Origin of the sequence: Streptomyces sp. NPDC007157 (assembly GCF_040634235.1) — a bacterium.
In the GTDB taxonomy this organism is placed as follows: domain Bacteria; phylum Actinomycetota; class Actinomycetes; order Streptomycetales; family Streptomycetaceae; genus Streptomyces.
This window is the reverse complement of the sequence record NZ_JBEYFE010000031.1, coordinates 104,069-120,545: the sequence shown is the minus strand read 5'-3', so window position 1 is coordinate 120,545 and position 16,477 is coordinate 104,069. Positions and strand designations below refer to the sequence as shown.

The 16,477-nt window shown below is 72.7% G+C and carries 11 protein-coding genes; 3 read left to right on the top strand and 8 right to left on the bottom strand.

Annotation, left to right across the window (positions count from 1 at the left end; translation table 11 throughout):
* Nucleotides 1-219: 219 nt before the first annotated feature.
* The gene (locus ABZ642_RS39300; protein ID WP_360494019.1) at nt 220-642 is read right to left on the bottom strand and encodes a subtilase-type protease inhibitor; all 423 of its coding nucleotides are present in this window, start codon (nt 640-642) and stop codon (nt 220-222) included.
* 324 nt (nt 643-966) lie between these two features.
* Between ABZ642_RS39300 and ABZ642_RS39295 the strand changes: the two genes are divergently transcribed.
* Nucleotides 967-1,497, top strand: coding sequence for a hypothetical protein (locus tag ABZ642_RS39295; RefSeq protein WP_360494016.1), 531 nt, complete (start codon nt 967-969; stop codon nt 1,495-1,497).
* A 331-nt stretch (nt 1,498-1,828) separates the two neighbouring features.
* Here the strand turns inward: ABZ642_RS39295 and ABZ642_RS39290 are convergent, their stop codons facing one another.
* The 4 genes from ABZ642_RS39290 to ABZ642_RS39275 all read right to left on the bottom strand — a co-directional run bounded on the left by ABZ642_RS39290 (nt 1,829) and on the right by ABZ642_RS39275 (nt 7,783).
* Nucleotides 1,829-3,460, bottom strand: coding sequence for an RICIN domain-containing protein (locus ABZ642_RS39290; protein ID WP_360494013.1), 1,632 nt, complete (start codon nt 3,458-3,460; stop codon nt 1,829-1,831).
* 467 nt (nt 3,461-3,927) lie between these two features.
* Nucleotides 3,928-4,305, bottom strand: a complete 378-nt coding sequence (locus ABZ642_RS39285; protein ID WP_360494010.1) for a toxin Doc — start codon at nt 4,303-4,305, stop codon at nt 3,928-3,930.
* A gap of 3 nt (nt 4,306-4,308) precedes the next feature.
* Complete coding sequence (locus tag ABZ642_RS39280; protein ID WP_360494007.1) at nt 4,309-4,548, bottom strand: hypothetical protein; 240 nt, start codon at nt 4,546-4,548, stop codon at nt 4,309-4,311.
* A gap of 115 nt (nt 4,549-4,663) precedes the next feature.
* A complete protein-coding gene (locus ABZ642_RS39275) occupies nt 4,664-7,783 on the bottom strand; it encodes a glycoside hydrolase family 2 TIM barrel-domain containing protein (protein ID WP_360494004.1) in 3,120 nt (1,039 codons plus the stop codon).
* A gap of 272 nt (nt 7,784-8,055) precedes the next feature.
* On the opposite strand from ABZ642_RS39275, the gene ABZ642_RS39270 reads away from it, so the two are divergent.
* On the top strand, nt 8,056-10,437 hold the full coding sequence (locus tag ABZ642_RS39270) for a SpoIIE family protein phosphatase (RefSeq protein ID WP_360494001.1): 2,382 nt from the start codon (nt 8,056-8,058) through the stop codon (nt 10,435-10,437).
* Here ABZ642_RS39270 and helR read toward each other — a convergent pair.
* From helR to ABZ642_RS39255, 3 genes are all read right to left on the bottom strand, one after another.
* Entirely contained in the window at nt 10,434-12,608 is a 2,175-nt protein-coding gene (gene helR, locus ABZ642_RS39265; RefSeq protein WP_360493998.1) for an RNA polymerase recycling motor ATPase HelR, read from the bottom strand. The genes ABZ642_RS39270 and helR overlap by 4 nt on opposite strands.
* 371 nt (nt 12,609-12,979) lie before the next feature.
* On the bottom strand, nt 12,980-14,263 hold the full coding sequence (locus ABZ642_RS39260; RefSeq protein WP_360493995.1) for a glycosyltransferase: 1,284 nt from the start codon (nt 14,261-14,263) through the stop codon (nt 12,980-12,982).
* 194 nt (nt 14,264-14,457) lie between these two features.
* Nucleotides 14,458-15,006 (bottom strand): sigma-70 family RNA polymerase sigma factor, encoded by a 549-nt coding sequence (locus ABZ642_RS39255; protein WP_360493992.1) that lies wholly within the window; start codon nt 15,004-15,006, stop codon nt 14,458-14,460.
* Nucleotides 15,007-15,052: 46 nt separating this feature from the next.
* Between ABZ642_RS39255 and ABZ642_RS39250 the strand changes: the two genes are divergently transcribed.
* Nucleotides 15,053-16,450 (top strand): serine/threonine-protein kinase, encoded by a 1,398-nt coding sequence (locus ABZ642_RS39250; protein WP_360493989.1) that lies wholly within the window; start codon nt 15,053-15,055, stop codon nt 16,448-16,450.
* The last annotated feature ends 27 nt before the right edge of the window (nt 16,451-16,477 follow it).

Below are 16,477 nucleotides of genomic sequence, written 5' to 3'. Positions count from 1 at the left end.
GGCGGGTCTGGCCCTGGGGATGGGGGGCGCGTTGACCCCCGCCCCGGGGGCCCCCCGGGGCCGGGAGCGCGGGGGGCCGGCGGTTTCGCGGGGGGTCGGCGGGCAGCCCCACACTGCCCGCCGCCCCCCGGCGCGAGATCGCAGGTTCCCCGTTCCAGGGGCCGCACTCCCCAGTTGCGGACCTGTTCCGGCAGTCACGAGGACCGTGCGATCCCGGGCTCAGAAGGAGAAGACGCTGACGCCGTAGGCGTCCCTCATGCACTGGTTGCCGAAGGTGCGTTCGTAGGAGACGCGCTTGCCCTGCCAGACGCCCTCGACCGTGACCACGACGGGATCGTAGAGCTTGGTGCACCACACGTCGGTTCTGGGCGCCAGGGCGTCGAAGTCGCCGCCGGCACCCTTCAGTTCGGCGCAGGCCTGGGCGGCCGCCGGGTGGGTGCCGGACGCGGCGGGGGCGCAGTTCAGGGTGACGGCGCGCTCGGGCGTGGCGGTGGCCGCGTCGGTGCCGTGGCCGGTGGTGAGCACCAGGGCCGAGGGCGCGTAGAGCGAGCTCGGGGCGGCGACGACGGCCCCGGTCAGGGGTCCGCAGACGGCGGCGGCGGTGAGGCCGAGGGTCGCTGCCCAGCGCGCGGTGGTTCGCATTGTGTGCATCCTTCCGCTTGATTTCGACGGGTGCCGCCCGCGACCCGGTGGGTGCCGGGGCGGCGGGCGCCACTCTGCCGAGTCCGCCGTCGAAACACACATCGAACCCACAGGTTTCGGTAACCTTGCGTATTGAATCAGTGGCGTGAAGTCACGGAGTTCACGCGCGTCGACCGCCCAACGGAGCGGTTCTTGATCGCCCGAAACGGCCGGATGGCCGGTTCTCATCGCCTCGTTAATCGTCCTGAAACATTCCGCTTCCGCTGTCGGCGGACTTCTCCGCAAGCCCTTGTCTTTGCGATGCAACGGAGTAATCGTCATTACATGATTACTCAGGAGCAACGAGAGAAGCTGCGTGGCTGGTTCGCCGGCCGACTGCCCGACGACCTGTTCGAGGAACTGGTCGAGGTGACGGTGGACCGCGAGGAGATCACCGTCGTCGGGCGCATCCCCGGGCCCAAGCTGGCGGAGGGCGTCTCGGACGCCGAGCGGGAGGCCGCCGTGGAGGGCCGGATCCAGGAGTTCCGGGAGCGCACCCGGGAGACCCGGATCGGGGTGGCCCAGGAGGCGGAGCACCAGTTCCGCCGCAAGGTGTCCTGGGGCGTGGAGTGCGCCGGGCAGCGGGCGCTGTTCACGCACGTGGCCGCGCCGGTGATGACCCGGCTGCGCCAGCCCGAGCGCCAGGTGCTGGACACGCTGATCGCCGGGGGTGTGGCCCGCAGCCGCAGCGAGGCACTGGCCTGGTGCGTGCGGCTGGTCCAGAAGCACACCGACGACTGGCTGGCCGAGCTCCGCGACTCGCTGGAGCATGTCGAACGGGTCCGGGCCCAGGGGCCGGACGCCGATCAGGACTGAGATCGTCCGGCGACGGCCGAGTCGTCCGCCGCGGCCGCGAAAGCCGGATGAACAGCCCTCCGGCCGCCGACTCGACCCGGGCTGCAGCGCCGGCAGAACCCCTCGGGGACGGCCTCCGGCCCGTCGCACACCCCACGACACGGAACCGTCGGCCGCCCGGCCACCGCGAGCGTCGTCGCCGCGAAGGCGCCGAAGTACGTCGACACGGCGGTGCCCGACGCCATCGGCGGGCCGCCGGCCTCTCCCCCGGCCGGCTCCTCCTGCCGGTCGGTCCGCTCGCCCTGACCGGCGGCGCGGCCGCAGGCCCGGCACGGCGCCTCGCGCGAGGCGTCTAGTTGCCGGACAGTTCCGCCGGCCGGGCCGAAGGACCGCCGGTTCCGGCGATGGAGAGGGAACCGGAGCTCTGGGACGGAGCCGGCGGGTCGGTCAGCCAGTGCTGGGCGCTGGAGCGGTCGCGGACCTTCACGACGATGTCGGCGCCCGCGTCCTCGCCGGCCGTGGCGAGGGCGAGGGTCTGGTCCCAGCGGGGCAGCAGCTCGCCCTGGACGGTGAGGTCGTAGCGCACGTCGTCACCGCGCTCGGTACCGGCGTCCGCGCAGGTGCCGAGGATGACCACGCCGCCGTCCGCGTGCGAGTCCAGGCACAGCCCGCGGTCGGCCACGCTGCGCAGCTCGCCGTCGTTCTGGTACGTCCACTCCTGGGTCGAGGAGGAGGAGCACACCGCCAGGACGACACTCGCCCCGGCCTTCGGCGCGCCGTTGATGTCCAGGCACAGCTGGGCGGCGACGTTGCGCAGCCTGGTCTCGTGGTCGGCGGCGGGCAGCCCGGCGGCCGTACCGGAGGTGGGCGTCGCCTCGGGGTCGGAGTCGCCGGGCACCAGGCCGGCGGAGGCCACGGCGTCGCTGCCGTCGCCGCCACCCGACAGCGCGCTGACCGCGAGGACGGAGGCCAGCAGGCCCGCCCCGGCGACGCCGACGCTGGTCAGCAGTGTCTTCGACGACCAGGACCCCGGCGGACGGCGTACCGGCACGGTGATGCGGGCCAGGATCCGGTTCCGCGCCGTCGCGCGGCGGCGGCCGCCTCCGGAGCGCCGGGAGGAGGAACGGGTACGGGGCTCTCCCGCGCCGCCCTGGCGGCCCGGACGCGAGTCGAGGTAGCGGCGGGCTCCCCAGCCGAGCACCGCTTCGACCAGCAGCGCCCCCAAGCCGCCCTCGACCTGGCCGAGTTGCTCGGCGGCGGCCCGGCAGTACGGGCACTCCGCGAGATGCTGCTGGACATCCGGCAGCAGTGCGCCGCCCCGGCGCAGCGGAACGTCCAGCAGCCGGTTGTAGTAGCGGCACTCCTGGGACGGCGCGAGTTCCCGGTGGGCGCGGACACAGCCCTCCCGGAATTTCTCCCGGGCGTCTTCGAGAGCGGCCCCCGCGGTTGCCGTGTCCATGCCCAACAGACCGGCCGGTACGGTTATGGGTTCCGCCTCGACCTCGATGTGCCACAGCAGACTCTGGGCGAGCGCCGGAAGACCCAGGAATGAACGCTCCGCGAGGGTGCGGTTTTCCGGTGTCATGGACTTCGCGGCGCGCATACCGCGGCCGCCGGCCGGTTTCCCGAGGTCCGGAAGAACCTCCGATATTCGGTCCTCGGCCGACCAGTTGGCGACCGTGTCGCGGACGGAGACCAGCAGTCGGGGCCGGAGCGCGTCGGCACTCTCCCCGAGGGCCACCCGGTCGAGAACCTGGTGGAAGGCGGCGGCCGCGACCATGTGGGCGACGGGCCCGGAGGCGGCCAGACAGATGACCGCGTATTCCTGCACGGGGCGCCAGTGCCGGGCCATGAGCAGCGCGGCGGACCGGGAGGCCTCGATGTCGGATCCGGCGCGCAGCGGGGCGGCGAGGGACTCGTCGGACTCCCCGGCATCACCGCCCGGCGGCGGATAGGGGGGTCGAGGCGGGTGGGGGGTGGGCACGGAGCGGATTCCTTTGGTGCGGTGGTGCGTACCTCTTCGGTGCGCGTACGGGGAGCGGGAATTGACCGGCATGGCGTCGGTCGCGTTCCCCAACTGCGGAATAGTTCCTGGCCATTACCCCCCGCGGGGATGTTTCACCCTCGCACAAGTCTCACACAAGCAACAAGGCGCCTGTACAACATCGACAGCATTGACAGAATGTCAGAAAGGCGGCCGCGGCCATTGTCCTGTCACGGTCGTATTCACTTTTACGCACACCCCGTGTGAACGGCGCACCCACTCCGGTCCCGCGCGCACGCTCCCGGCCCATCCGTACGGGTAGTCCACTGGTGACCGGCCCTCCTCGTAAGGCCCCGCGCGGAACGGCGGCTCTTCCGCGCGAAACAGGTCGCCGGCCCCGTTCCTTCCGCCCGTGACCGGCGGCCCCCGAGGCGCCGGAGGCAGCTTCACCCGCAGGTCCGGGCGGGTCAGAGCTGCCAGGAACGGAGCCGGTCCGCCGCGCCGTAGACGTCGGCCTTGCCGTCGATCAGGTCGCGGGCGAGGTCGACGAGGGCGCCGTAGGGCGGGTCGATGCCCACGCCGCTGACGAACATGTAGGACACGGCGGTCGCGCAGGCGAACCGGGCGTTGGCCGAGGGCAGCGGCTTGAGCAGGGCGAGGGTGTGCAGCAGGGCGGCGGCCCGCCAGGCCGGGTCGGAGTCCACACCGAGCCGGGGCGGGTCGACGCGGTGCCGCGCGACGGCGGCGACCAGTGCGGAGAAGTCGTCGACAGTGGGCTGGTCCGGCAGCACTTCCTCATGACGCTGCAGGAGCCAGGGCACGTCGATATGGATGACCGGCGGCATGGCTCAGGCGGCCTCGCCCTTCGCGGACGGCTCGTCGTCCGGGAACGCGGCCGCGAACTCGGCGGCGTGCGCGGCGAAGAACCGGCGGAACTCCTCCGCCCCCTCCTGCAACGCCCGGTGCCGGGCGATGTCGGCGGCGGCCGCCTCACGGACGAGGGCCTTCATGGACGTACCGCGCTCCTTGGCGATCTGCCGCAGGTCCTCTAGCTCGCGGTCGCTGAACTCCACGTTGAGAGCTGGCATGCCCTTCACGGTACCGCGCGGGTACTCACCCGTAAATACTCGCAGGTCAGAGCAGAATCCCGCGGTACCCCCGGGCGCGGCTCGGCGGTCGGGGGCCGAACCGCGCCCGTCGCGGTCAGATGTCGAGCCTGCTGATCCGCAGCGCCCCCGAGGTCTCCCCCGGGTGGGCGCTGGTCAGGGTCAGCCGGAGCCGCGAGCCGGGTACCCGGGTGAAGGTGATGACGGTCGGTGCGTCCGAGGCGGTGGCCCAGTCCACCGTCGTACCGTCCACCGCGCGGTACGCCCTGCCGTCCCAGACCGCCACCTCCACCGACGCGGGCAGCGCATGGGTGGCGTCCACCGTGAAGGAGACGTCCACCCGGTCGAGGGCGCGGGTGCGTCCGAAGTCGACCGACACCCAGTCCTCGGTGCGGGCGCCGCTGAACGCGGGCAGCAGGGCGGTGGCCGACTTGGCGAAGGCGTTGGACCAGCCGGTGGCCGCGTCGCCGTCCAGCATGGCGGCCGGGAGGGTGTCCGGACGGCCCGAGTAACTGGCGTCCGCGTAGGGATGGCCGGGCGGGGCCGGATGGTCCGGGCCGAAGTCGGGGGCGGGGGTGCGGGCCACCGAGCGGGCGGGCGTGGTGTGGACGGTGACGGTGCCCTTGCGCAGGCCGTCCGCCCGTGCGGTCACCCTGAGGGCGCCCGGCTCCGTACCGGCGCGGACGACGGCGAGCGCCTTGCCGTGGAAGGCGGTCCGGGTGCTTGCCTGGTAGCGCTCGGCGCTCTCCTCGCGACCGTTGTCGAGCCCGGCGAGCGAGCCGCCGGACACCGCGAAGGAGACGAGGTGCTCGGCGTCGGGCACCACCACACCGTGCGCGTCGACGATCTCGGCGGTCACGAAGGCCAGTGACCGCCCGTCGGCGGCCAGGGACCCCCGGTCGGCGGTGAGGCGGACGGCGTGCGGCGCACCGGCGGTGCGCAGGACGTCGGTCGCGACCACCTTGCCGTCGCGCCGGGCCACCGCCTTCAGCTCGCCCGGCCGGTAGGGCACTTTCCAGGTCAGGTGCAGTTTGCCCGCGCTGCCGTTCGGGCTGGTGTAACTGCCCGGGTAGGGGCCGCTGGTGAAGGTCTTGTCGTCGCCGGTGGCCTCGGTGGTCTCCAGATAGGTACGGCCGTCCGTCGTCGTCTTGGTGTCGAACTCGCGCACCCCCAGGGACTTCCCGTTCAGGAACAGCTCGACGGCGGGCACGTTGGCGTACGCCCACACCTCGACCGTGTCGCCCGCCTCGTGGTTCCAGCTCATCGGCAGCAGATGCACCATGGGCTCGCTCACCCACTGGCTGCGGAAGAGGTGGTACATGTCCTTCGGGAAGCCGGCCGTGTCGACCGCGCCGAAGAAGGACGCCTTGACCGGGAACACGTTGTACGGCGTCGGCTCGCCGATGTAGTCGATGCCCGACCAGAGGAACTGGCCGGCGAACCACTTACGGTCCCGGTCCTTCTTGTGGCCGTACTCGCCGCTCATCGTCCAGGAGGCCAGGTTGTTGTCGTACGACGAGGCCGCGCGGCGGCCGGGCGTGTAGTTCTCCCCCGTGTTGAGGTGTTCCGGCTCCTGGTACGCGCCCCGGGTCGAGGTCTCCGAGGAGGACTCGGACTCGAAGAGGAAGAGGTGCGGATAGGCCGCGTGCAGCGCGTCCACCGACTTGGCGGTGTTGTAGTTGAGGCCGAGTCCGTCGAGTTTGGCGAGCATCAGGTCGGCGGCGGAGCCCTGCTTCGGCACCCCGCGGTACTTGTCGGAGCCGATGACCAGGGGGCGGGTGTCGTCGGCGGCTCTGACGGCGGCGATGATCCGGTCGGCCATGGCGAGGCCCGCGGTGGAGGTGGAGTCGGGGATCTCGTTGCCGATGGACCACAGGACGACGGCGGGCGAGTTGCGGGCCGCGAGGACCATCTCGGTGGCGTCGCTCTCGCACCACTCGTCGAAGAACCGGCCGTAGTCGTACTTGGTCTTGCCGGTCCGCCAGCAGTCGAAGGCCTCCACCATCATCACGATCCCCAACTCCTCGCAGACCTCGATCATCTGCGGCGAGGGCGGGTTGTGCGAGGTGCGGAAGGCGTTGACGCCCATCGACTTCATGATGGTCATCTGTCTGCGCACCGCGTCGGCGCTGATCGCCGCGCCGAGGGCGCCCTGGTCGTGGTGGAGGTCGACGCCCTTGATCTTGGTGTGCACACCGTTGAGGGTGAAGCCCTCGTCCGGGTCGAAGCGGTAGCCGCGGATGCCGAAGACCGTGCGGTAGGTGTCGGTGGTGGTGGTGCTGACCCGGAGTTCGGTGTGCAGGGCGTAGCGGTGCGGGGCCTCGATGGACCACAGCTTCGGTCGTACGACGGTCAGTTCATGGGTCTCGACGGTCTCACCGGGGCCGGAGCCGGGACCGGAGTTGGTGACGGTGACCGTGGAGGAGGCACGGGCGACCGTACGGCCGTCGGGGTCGACGATCCGGGAGACCACCGTGACGTCCGCGCCCGCTCCGGACTCGTCGACGACGGCGGTCCGCACCCGCACCACGGCCCGCTCGGCGGTGATGTCCGGTGTGGTGACGTACGTCCCCCAGCGCGCCACGTGCACGGGGTCGGTCACCACCAGGCGGGCCTCGCGGTAGATGCCGCTGCCCGAGTACCAGCGGCTGCTGGGCAGCTGGTTCTGCACCTTGACCGCGAGGACGTTCTCGGTGCTGCCGTCGGTGTGCAGCAGCTCGGTGAGGTCGAGGGCGAACCCGGTGTAGCCGTACGGATGGCGGCCGACCTGGGTGCCGTTGCAGTAGACGTACGAGTCCATGTAGACGCCGTCGAACTCCACCGAGATCCGCTTGCCGGCGTAGCCGGGCGGCAGGGTGAAGGCGAGCCGGTACCAGCCGAGGCCGCCCGGGAAGAAGCCGGTGCCGCTGGTGGTGCCGTGCTCGGTGGTGGGGGTCTGCTCGATGCTCCAGTCGTGCGGTACGGCGACCCGGCGCCAGGCCGAGTCGTCGTACCCGGGGTCGGCGGCGTCCGCGTAGGCGCCGGTCGGGTCGGTGATCCCGCCCGGGTCGACCAGCGCGAACCGCCAGCCGTCCCGCAGGGCGACCGTGCGGCGGCCGGTGACCTGCGTGGCCGTGTCCGGCTCCGGGACCGCCCAGGCGCCCGGGGCGCCCAGCAGGGCGCCGGCCGTCGGGGCTGCCGTGGCGGCTGCCAGAACCGATCTGCGCGTGACCGTCATGGTGCGGCTCTCCCTCATCAGGGCCCAGAACTACTCACAACTGATCGTGAACAAACAGATTCTGACTGGGTGCCACTTGTGATAGTCAAGGGTCCGGAAGCGGTCGGCCCTGGTTTTCGTCCCGTCGACCGGTCCCCGTTCGGCCCCCCGGACAGGGGCCGGTCCTGGCCGAACGGCTGCCGGTGCCTGGCGGTCACGGGCGGTCCCGACGCACTAGGCTGAACACCTGTGGTGCACCTGTTGACTGTGAGTGTGCGCTTGGGAGTGGCGAGATGAGCCGGGTCTATCCGTTCGACGATGCGGCGACGGCCCGGGCTGTCATCGACGAGGACGGCACACTGGTCGAGTGGAACGAGGGCGCACGGCGGCTCCTCGGCCACCCGGCCGATGAAGTCGTGGGCCGGCCCGCGGCGCTGCTGCTGGCCGGGGACCCACCGCCCGTGCCCGTGGGGATCCGCTGGGACGGCACCCTCGAACTCCGGCACCGGGACGGCCGTACGATCCCGGTCTGGCTGGTCGCCCACCACCGCACGGCGCACGACGAGCGTGCCGGACGCTGGCTCGTCTTCTCCCCGTTGACCGGTGGCGCCCCGCCCGCCCCGGACGATCCGCTGGCCACGGCCGCGCTGATCCAGTCGCCGTGCGCGATCGCGGTCTACGACGGACAACTGCGGCTGCGCCGGGTGAACGACGCGATGGCCGAGATCATCGGGCTGCCCGAGGAGCGGATCCAGGGTCTCAGGATCACCGAGATCGGCGGCAAGCCGCAGAGCGAGGAGCTGGAGCGGAACATGCTCCGGGTGCTCGCCACCGGCCGCCCGCTGGACGTCCAGACCTATATGCGTACCGGCGGCGAGGAGCGGGCGCACGCCTGGCTGGCCCGGATGGCGCCGGTCACCGATGCCGCGGGACGCGTGCTGGGGGTGAGTCTGGCCGCGCACGACGTCACCGAGAACTACCTGGCCAGGGAACGGCTCCAGCTCGTCAACGAGGCGAGCGTGCGCATCGGCACCACCCTGGACGTCACCCGTACGGCGCAGGAGCTGGCGGACGTCTGCGTGCCGGCCCTCGCCGACTTCGTCACCGTCGACCTGCTGGACCCGCCGGAGAACGGCGGCGACCTCCCGACCCGGCTGACGGCGCCGGTCACGCTGCGCCGTGTCGCGCACCAGTCCGTGCTGCCCGGCGTCCCCGAGGCCGTACTCAAGCCCGGTCACAGCGAGTCCTACCCGGCCTCCTCACCGCAGGCCGACTCGCTGACCGCGGGGCACACCATCGTGGCCCAGGTGGCGTCCGGCGAGATGACGCAGTGGCTGACCTGGCACCAGCAGCGCGGGGAGCGGGTGCGCGAGTTCGGCGTCCACTCCTCGATGGCCGTGCCGATCCAGGCGCGCGGGACGACCCTGGGGGTCGCGGTGCTGACCCGGCACCGCCGGCCCGACCCGTTCGGCCCGGACGACGTACTGCTGGCCGAGGAGATCACGGCCCGGGCCGCCGTCTGCATCGACAACGCCCGCCGCTACTCCCGCGAGCGCGAGACCGCCCTGGCCCTGCAGCGCAGTCTGCTGCCCCGGACGCTGCCGCACACCGCGGCCCTGCAGGCCGCCTCCCGTTATCTGCCGGCCGCCCGGGCCGGGGTGGGTGGCGACTGGTTCGACGTGATCCCGCTGTCCGGGCTGCGGGTCGCCATGGTCGTCGGGGACGTCGTCGGCCACGGTGTGCAGGCCTCGGCGACCATGGGCCGGCTGCGCACCGCGGTACGCACCCTGGCCGACATCGACCTGGCCCCGGACGAGCTGCTCACCCACCTCGACGACCTGGTGGTGCGGCTGTCGGAGGAGCTGGGCGGCGAGGGCAGCCCCGGCGAGCTCGGCGCGACCTGTCTGTACGCGGTCTACGACCCGGTGTCCCGGCACTGCACCATGGCCCGCGCCGGTCATCCGCCCCCCGTCGTACTGCGCCCGGGCCACCGCCTCCACGAGGTGGACCTGCCCGCCGGTCCCCCGCTGGGCCTGGGCGGGCTGCCGTTCGAGTCCATCGAGATCGAGCTGCCCGAGGGCACCGTGCTGGCCATGTTCACGGACGGCCTGATCAACTCCCCGCACCGCGACCCGGACACCGGCCGCCGGCTCCTCCACGAGGCGCTGGCGGCGTACAGCGACTCACTGGACGAGACCTGCGACCGGATCCTGCACGCCCTGCTGCCGTCGGGCGGAGCAGCCGACGACGTGGCCCTGCTGCTGGCCCGTACCCAGGGCCTGCCGCCGTCCCGGGTGGCGAGCTGGGACGTCCCCGCCGACCCCGCCCTGGTCGCGCCGGTCCGCAAACAGGTGGTGGAGCAGCTGGAGGTGTGGGACCTGACCATGGCCGCCTTCACGGCGGAGCTGGTGGTCAGCGAACTGGTCACCAACGCCATCCGCTACGGCGCCCGTCCCATCCGGCTCCGCCTGATCAACGACACGACCAGGCTGATCTGTGAGGTCTCCGACACCAGTCACACCGCCCCGCACCTGCGCCGGGCCAAGACCTGGGACGAGGGCGGCCGGGGCCTGCTGCTGGTGGCGCAGCTGACCCAACGCTGGGGCACCCGGCACACCGGCGAGGGCAAGACGATCTGGGCCGAGCTGTCCCTGTTCCCCGAGGACCTTCCCTAGGGGGTGCTGGTCAGAACGACCAGCTGCCGGGTCGCCCGGGTCATCGCGACATAGCGGTCGACGGCGCCCTCGACGCCCGTACCGAAGTCCTCCGGGTCGACGAGGACGACCAGGTCGAATTCGAGCCCCTTCGACAGCTCCGGGGTGAGCGAGCGGACCCGGGGTGTCCCGGTGAAGGCGGGATCGCCGATCACGCAGGCGACGCCCTCGGCGTGCGCGTCGAGCCAGCCGTCGAGGATCGGGGCCAGCCGGTCGACGGTTCCGTGGACGACGGGCAGGCCGCTGCCGCGGATCGAGGTCGGCACGTTGGCGTCCGGGAGCGCGGCCCGGATGACCGGCTCGGCCTCCGCCATGATCTCCTCGGGTGTGCGGTAGTTGATGCTGAGCGAGGCCAGGGTGATCCGGTCGAATCCGACCCGCTCCAGGCGTTCCCGCCACGACTCCGCGAACCCGTGCCTGGCCTGGGCGCGGTCCCCGACGATGGTGAAGCTCCGGGACGGGCAGCGCAGCAACAGCATCTGCCATTCGGCGTCGGTGAGTTCCTGGGCCTCGTCGACGACGATGTGCGCGAACGGGCCGGCCAGCAGGTCCGGGGTGAGGGTGGGCAGTTCGGACTCGTCGACCAGGCTGACCTTGGCGTCCTCGCCGCGCAGCATCCGCACCAGGCCCTCCCCGTCGTCCCCGTCGGCGCCGGAGTCCACGGCGGCCCCGATCAGGTTGTCGACGACCTGTGCCATGCGCTCGCGCTGGGCGGCGAGCGCGGCCTCCTGCCGCTGCCTTTGCCGGGCCGCCGCCGGGTCACCGAGCCGCTGCCGGGCCGCGTCCAGGAGCGGCAGGTCGGACACGGTCCAGGCCTGGGCGTCGGCGCGCTGGAGCAGCCGTACGGCGTCGCGGTCGAGCCAGGGGGCGCACATCCGCAGATAGGCGGGCACCGACCACAGGTCGCCGACCAGATCGGCGGCCTCCAGCAGCGGCCAGGCGCCGTTCAGGGTGTCGGCCAGCTCCCGGTCCTGCTGGAGCGACCTGCGCAGCCGCTCGGGCGGGACGTCGCCGCCGGTGTGCTTGTCCAGCAGGATGGTGGCGAGTTCCTCCCAGATCTGCTCACGGCCCTCGTTGTGCGGTGTGCCCGGTCCCGGTGCCCGGAACGCGTCGGCCCAGTCGTCGGCGCTCAGCCACAGGTCGCCCCAGTCGGTGGCGACCGTCATGCCCGTGGCGGGCGGCTCCTCGTAGAAGCGGACGGCCGTCTCGATCGCCCGCACCATGTCCGCGGACGACTTCAGGCGGGCCACCTCCGGGTCGGCCTCGGGCGTCGCCGCGGCTCCCTCGTCGACGAGGTCGGCCAGGACGCAGGTCTGGACGCCCTCCTCGCCGAGGCTGGGCAGCACGTCGGAGACGTAGTTCAGGTAGGGCCGGTGCGGGCCGACGAACAGGACACCGCCCCGCCGGTGGCCGAGGCGCGGGTCGGAGTACAGGAGATGGGCGGTGCGGTGCAGGGCGACGACCGTCTTGCCGGTGCCCGGGCCGCCGTCGACGACGAGGGCGCCGCGGGATCCGGCGCGGATGATCGCGTCCTGGTCGGCCTGGATGGTGGCCAGCACGTCCCGCATCCGCTCCGACCGGTCGGCACCGAGGCTCGCGATGAACGCGGACTGGTCGTCGAGCGCGGCATGCCCCTCGAGCCCGTCGGCGGTGAACACCTCGTCCCAGTAGTCGCTGATCAGGCCGTCCGTCCAGCGGTATCTGCGGCGGCTGCGCAGCCCCATCGGGTCGGCGTGGGTGGCCGCGAAGAACGGCTCGGCCGCGGGTGAGCGCCAGTCGAGCAGCAGGCGGCGGCCCTCGCTGTCGGTGAGGCCCAGCCGGCCGATGTACACGGGCTCGGGGTCGTCCGCGCCCACGATGCGGCCCAGGCACAGGTCCAGGCCGAAACGGCGCAGGGTGCGCAGCCGTCCGGTCAGCCGGTGGACCTCGATGTCCCGGTCCATCGCGGCCCGGCCGGTGCCGCCCGGCGCCTTGAGTTCGGTGTCGAGCCGGTCGGAAAGTTCGGCGATCGTCTCGTCGAGACACCGGGCGATGGCAACGAAGTGCCGCTCGTCGTGGGCGACCAGGACCGGGTCGGCCTTGGCGGACAACTGCTCGGGGAGATCGAAGACACGGGTGGTCAGGGGGTTCACTGGATCAGCTCCGTTGAGGTGCCGGCCACGCGGCGGATGCGGCTGGCTCCGCTTCCGTGCGGGGTGCCGGGCTCGGCGACGGTGGGGACGGCTCTGGTTCTTTGACGGATGGGGGCACACCCGCTGGTGCGGGCGGCACCACAGCCCTGCGGGGTGCCGGGCTCGGCGACGGTGGGGACGGCTCTGGTTCTTTGACGGATGGGGGCACACCCGCTGGTGCGGGCGGCACCACTGCCCTGCGAGGCGCCGGGCTCGGCGGCAGGTGGGGCGGTTCTGGTTCCTTGTCGGCTGTGCGGAGACGGGTGGTGCTTCCGGCCGGTCTCGTCCGGTGGTGGCGGGAGCGGGTGCGGGCGGGTCTGCTTCCGCACGGTTCACGCGGAGACGGGCGGCGTCTCCCCGTCAGCCCCATCGGCCCCATTGGCCCTGTCGGCCCCATTGGTCCCGTCGGTCCCGTCGGCCCCGTCGAGCAGGAGGCGCGCGGCTACCGTCGCGCCGTCGGTGCGGATGTCGGCGGCCACGGCGGTCGCCCGGGCTCGGGTCCCGGGGGCGAGGGCGGTCGTGAGCGCGGCGGAGAGGGAGTCGGTGGTCGGGGTCGGGCCGTCGTGGGCCGCGCCGATGCCCAGCTCGGCCACCCGGGCGGCCCAGTGCGGCTGGTCCACGATCTGCGGGACGATCACCTGGGGCACGCCGGCCAGCGCGGCGGTCGTCGTGGTACCCGCGCCGCCGTGATGGACGACGGCGGCCACTTGGCGGAACAGCGCCTGGTGGTTGACCTCGCCGATCGCGAGGCAGTCGGCCCGGCCGTCGACCGGGGCGAGGTCGGCCCAACCGCGCCCGACGAGCACCCGGCGGCCCTGCGCGCGCACCGCCTCGACGGCCGTACGGGCGGCGTCCGGCGCGCCGCGCATCGCCATGCTGCCGAAGCCGACGTACACCGGCGGCTCACCGGCCGCCAGGAAGGCCGCCAGCTCGTCCGGCAGCGGGCGTTCGTCCGGCAGCAGCCACGCGCCCGTCTGCACCAGGTCGTAGTCCGTCAGGTCCTGCCACGGTCCCAGGACCGGGTCCGCCGCGAGCCACGGCCGGCCGGTGAGGACATGGGCGCGGACGTCGTCCACCGGAGGCAGCCCGATCGCCGCTCGATGGGTGTTCAGGGCCTCGCCGTACAGCGCGTCCACCCGCTCGGCGTCCACCTTCCACAGCGTCCGCAGGTCGGCGTCGGGCGGAGCCGGGCGGCCCGGGCGGCCGGCCGGCGGGAAGTGCGGGGACGGCATCCCGAAGGGATGGGGGCACGCGAACACGTAGCGGATGCCCAGCTTCTCGGTCACGGACCGCACGCCGGCCGGCATCAGGCCGCTCGCCACCACCACGTCGCACCCCTCGGCCGCCGCGGCGACCGCGTCGAAGTGCGCGGCGACCAGCTCGGCGGCGAGCCGGAACGCGTCCGACGGCTGCGGATTCGGCCTGGTCACCACCGAGCGCACCGACGGCCCGAACGGCACATGCGCCACGCCCGCCCGGGCCAGCAGGTCCGCGAACTCCTGGTCCGGCGGGGCACACACCCGCACCTCGGCGCCGAGTTCCCGCAGCGCCAGCCCGAGTCCCGCCATCGGTTCGACGTCCCCGCGCGACCCGTATCCCATCAACAACACACGCACGTGGTGAATCCCCCAAATACCGCTGGATCTGGCTTCGGCCTGCGATTTTGCGGGACGAGGGGGGCCTTGCCGCAAGCCCCCCTGTGCGCTATAAGTTGAGAGTGGCGAGGAGCGGCTGAACTCCTTGCCCTATTTTTTTGCCGCTCCCGTCACGGCGCGCCTGCCGTTCCTGCTCACGGCGCGCTCGGCCAGGCTCACGGCGCGCTCAGCCAGGGCCGGACCTGCTTGCGCGCCTCGTGCAGCCGCGACTTCAGCGTCCCCAGCGGAATCCCCACCCGTTCGGCGACCTCGGCGTAGTCCAGCTGGCAGATGTCCCGGTAGACCAGCGGCGCGACCAGCAGCGGGTGCTCCCGCTCCAGCCGGTCCAGCGCCTCCAGCAGATCGATCCGGGAACCGGCGATCACGCTGGTGGTGCGTGGATCGACGTGCTCGGCCGGTTCGATGTCCGCCGGCTGCTCCGCCGCCCGCCGCTTCAGGTCCCGGTACTTCTGCCGGGAGCAGTTGGCGACGACCGTGTACAGCCAGGTGCTGAAGCGGCTGCGGCCCTCGAACGTGGAGATCTTCCGGGAGATCTGGAGCAGTACGTCCTGGGCCGCCTCCTCGGCGTCTTCCCGGCACGGCAGAAACCGTCCGCAGCGTCGGACGACGTCGGGCCAGACCTCGGTCAGCAGCTGGTTCAGGGCCAGCTGGTCGCCGGCGGCGGCCCGCCGGGCGAGGTCTTCGGTCAGCGCGGCGTCCGGCACGGGAGGTCCCCCTCGAAGTCGATCTCAGGCCAGGCATGATAGTCGTATGCAACCCCTGGAGCGGATCGGCCGCTATCGCCTCGAACGGCGCCTGGGCACCGGTGCCTTCGGGACGGTCTGGCTCGCCCACGACGACCAGTTGGACGCCTCGGTGGCCGTGAAGGTGCTCGCCGACAACTGGTCCCACCGTCTCGACATCCACGACCGCTTCCTGTCCGAGGCGCGGCTGCTGCGCCGGGCCGACTCGAAGCGGGTGGTGCAGGTCTACGACATCGGTGAACTCCCGGACGGGCGACCGTACTTCGTGATGGAGTACGCCGACGCGGGCACCCTCGCCGATCTGCTCGGGGCGGGCCCGCTGCCGATCCCCGACGCACTGGTGCTGACCGCGCTGGCGGCACGCGGCGCGGCGGACCTGCACGGGGCCGGGATCGTGCACCGGGACATCAAGCCGACCAATGTGCTGCTGCGCACCGCGCAGGACGGCACCCGGCGGGTGCTGCTGGCCGACCTGGGGCTGGCGAAGAGCCTGGCGCAGGCGTCGGGGCTGACCCTGGCCGCCGGTTCGGCGGGGTACCAGCCGCCGGAGCAGGCCCAGCCCGGCGAGGGCATCGACGCCCGGGCCGACGTGTACGCGCTGGGTGCGGTGGGCTACGAGCTGGTCACCGGCACGGTGCCGGCGGCGCCCGGGCAGGTCGTCCGGCCGGAGCGGTTGCGGCCGGACCTCGGGGACGACGTCCAGCGGGCACTGATGCGGGCCCTGGAGCCGGACCGGCAGCGGCGCTGGCCGTCCGCGCAGGCCTTCGCGGACGAGCTGGACCGGCTGGCGGCGGCCGCGGCGGCGCGCCGACCACGGCGCCTGGACGGCGTCCGCAGACGGCTCAACGTCATCACGCTGACGGTCGCCGCGGTCCTCGCGGCCGGAGGTACGGCCCTCGCGGTCACGCTGGTCGACCTGAACGGCTCGGCGGGCGACGGGACGAAGGTCACCGACTCCACCGGACGGGTGGTGGCCGAGGTGCCGTCCGGGTGGGCGGGCGAGCTGCGGAACTCCGGCTGGAATCCGAAGGCGCTGGGGCTGGCCTCGGGACACGAGCCGGGGCTGGAGGTCGCCGACGACGTGTCGGAGTGGCAGGACCTGACCACGGCGGTGAACGGCGTGTTCATCGGCCTGAGCGAGCACGGCGACGTCACGGCCAAGGTGAACGCCCTGTCCCACGGGCAGTGCCACTACGACGGCAGCCGTGCCTTCACGAGCAGCACCTGGAAGGGCCGGGTCCGGACCTGGAGCGACTGTTCCGGCGCCGGCGGCTCGATCCAGGAGGCGGCCCTCGCCCCGGCCGACGGCGACGACCAGCCCCAGGTGTATGTGCAGGTACGGCAGAAGGGATCCGTCGAGAACACCGCCACGGACGGCATACTCCGGTCGATCCGGGTCACCTGACTCGACGAATCACGGCGTGCCCCCGAA

Coding starts and splice junctions, on each gene's coding strand:
- ABZ642_RS39275 (WP_360494004.1), bottom strand. CDS start 7,783: ATGACGGTCACGCGCAGATCGGTTCTGGCAGCCGCCACGGCAGCCCCG.
- ABZ642_RS39295 (WP_360494016.1), top strand. CDS start 967: ATGATTACTCAGGAGCAACGAGAGAAGCTGCGTGGCTGGTTCGCCGGC.
- ABZ642_RS39285 (WP_360494010.1), bottom strand. CDS start 4,305: ATGCCGCCGGTCATCCATATCGACGTGCCCTGGCTCCTGCAGCGTCAT.
- ABZ642_RS39280 (WP_360494007.1), bottom strand. CDS start 4,548: ATGCCAGCTCTCAACGTGGAGTTCAGCGACCGCGAGCTAGAGGACCTG.
- ABZ642_RS39250 (WP_360493989.1), top strand. CDS start 15,053: ATGCAACCCCTGGAGCGGATCGGCCGCTATCGCCTCGAACGGCGCCTG.
- ABZ642_RS39270 (WP_360494001.1), top strand. CDS start 8,056: ATGAGCCGGGTCTATCCGTTCGACGATGCGGCGACGGCCCGGGCTGTC.
- ABZ642_RS39300 (WP_360494019.1), bottom strand. CDS start 642: ATGCGAACCACCGCGCGCTGGGCAGCGACCCTCGGCCTCACCGCCGCC.